The organism is Vibrio sp. Vb0667 (assembly GCF_033391095.1).
In genome coordinates, this window is the sequence record NZ_JAWPOL010000182.1 from 1 (window position 1) to 1,389 (window position 1,389).

Annotated in this window: 1 protein-coding gene; it reads left to right on the forward strand. The window is 44.9% G+C overall.

Annotation, left to right across the window (positions count from 1 at the left end):
* Positions 1–183: 183 nt before the first annotated feature.
* On the forward strand, positions 184–1,389 hold a 1,206-nt coding region (gene gltS / locus R8269_RS24455; protein ID WP_318222807.1), incomplete at its 3' end, for a sodium/glutamate symporter.

A 1,389-nucleotide genomic window follows, 5' to 3' on the forward strand; every position in this document is an offset into this window, starting at 1 on the left:
CTTGTGTTTAGCACTGAGTGAGAATTTATTGAATATTAAAATTAAAACATTCTTATTTAGTGAGAATTATAGTGGAATTCACCCTAGAAAAATAAGGACTCAATAGGCAACCTGATTGGATTCGTTACCTATCTCTCGTTGAAGCATTACTCAGCGGATGAGAAAAAGGAAAAAAGAGGTTTTATGAATCATGTTATTTCAATCGGCCCACAGGAGTCGTTTCTCGTCGCTATTTGTGTGTTGTTCCTAGGGCAATTTATCAACACCAAACTTCCAATTTTAAAAAAATTTAATATCCCAGAACCGATTGTTGGTGGGTTAGTCATCGCCTGTGTGATTACCGCAATGCACTTTAATGGCGTTGATTTATCCTTCGATTTACCACTGCAAAATACCTTTATGTTGATGTTTTTTGCCACCGTTGGATTAGCGGCAAACTACACCCAACTGATCAAAGGTGGTGCGAAGGTGTTTATCTTTCTCGCGGTGGCATCAGCGTACATTCTTATTCAAAACGCCGTTGGTGTGTCTTTGGCGACCGCATTGGGCTTAGATCCGCTAATGGGGTTAATTGCGGGTTCCATTACGCTTTCTGGTGGTCACGGAACAGGCGCAGCTTGGTCGCAGACTTTCCAAGATATGTACGGGCTACATAACGTACTTGAGGTTGCGATGGCATCTGCGACGTTTGGCTTGGTGATTGGCGGCATCATCGGCAGCCCAGTGGCACAGCGTTTGATAGACAAAAACAACCTAGAATCGGAATACGGCCGTACAAATCAAAGTCACCAACGTTTTCCTGAACTCGTGACTTATAACGAGCACGAAGAAGACCGAGTTACTGCAAAGAAAGTGGTCGAAAGCTTGTCGATTATTTTGTTGTGTGTGACAGGGGCGGGTTATCTAGAAAACTGGGTGAGCAGCTTTGGCATCAAATGGTTGATGATTCCGGATTTTGTCTACGCGTTGTTTATTGGTGTGGTGATCACCAACATCATGGAAGTGACGAAAGTTCGCAAAGTCGACTTAGAAACCGTGGATATTCTCGGTACGGTTTCATTGTCGCTGTTCCTAGCAATGGCGCTAATGAGCCTAAAACTGTGGAACATTTTTGATCTAGCCATTCCGTTCTTGATCATCCTTGCCGTGCAGTCGGTAATTCTCGCGGTGTTCGCTTACTACGTGAAATTCCGCGTCATGGGCAGCAACTACGACGCGGCGGTAATTTCTAGTGGACACTGCGGTTTTGGTTTGAGGGCGACACCAACAGCCGTGATGAACATGGGGTCTATCGTGAACCGTTTCGGCCCGTCACCACAGGCATTTATGGTGGTGCCGATTGTCGGTGCATTCTTCATCGACATCGTTAACTTAGTGATTTTGCAAGGC